The following is a 454-nucleotide window of genomic DNA, read 5'->3' as shown; positions in this document are numbered from 1 at the left end:
CTAGGGCGTGTCGTCAAAGTGTCATAGCCACATCAGCAGGGCGGCCAACGTGACGGCGGCTTGGAAGGAACTGGCGGTCTTGCAGTAGCGGGTGGCGATGCCGCGCCACTGCTTGAGCCGGTTGAAACAGCGCTCGACGACGTTGCGCCGCCGGTAGACCTGCTTGTCGAAGACCGGTGGGCGGCCGCCGCGGCGGCCCCGCCGGGCCCGGTTGCGGGCCTGGTCGGCGCGTTCGGGAATGGTGCAGGCGATGCCATGGCGGCGCAGCCAGGCGCGGATCGCGCGGGTGCTGTAGCCCTTGTCGGCGATCACGTGATCGGGTCGCACCCGGGGCCGGCCCGGCCCGACCCGGGGCACCCGGATCGCGGCCATCACCGCGGTGAACCGGGTGCAGTCATTGACATTGCCGCCGGTCACGACCAATCCCAGCGGGCGTCCTCTGCCGTCGCAGGCC

Annotated in this window: 1 protein-coding gene; it reads right to left on the bottom strand. The window is 71.1% G+C overall.

Annotation, left to right across the window (positions count from 1 at the left end):
* Nucleotides 1–21: 21 nt before the first annotated feature.
* Nucleotides 22–454: IS5 family transposase (locus QSK22_RS33335; protein WP_285498489.1), on the bottom strand; the 433-nt coding region annotated here is incomplete at its 5' end.

Origin of the sequence: Actinomadura sp. NBRC 104425 (assembly GCF_030269545.1) — a bacterium.
GTDB classification, from domain to species: domain Bacteria; phylum Actinomycetota; class Actinomycetes; order Streptosporangiales; family Streptosporangiaceae; genus Spirillospora; species Spirillospora keratinilytica.
Note: the sequence above shows the minus strand (reverse complement) of the source record. Positions and strands in the feature narration are given on the sequence as shown.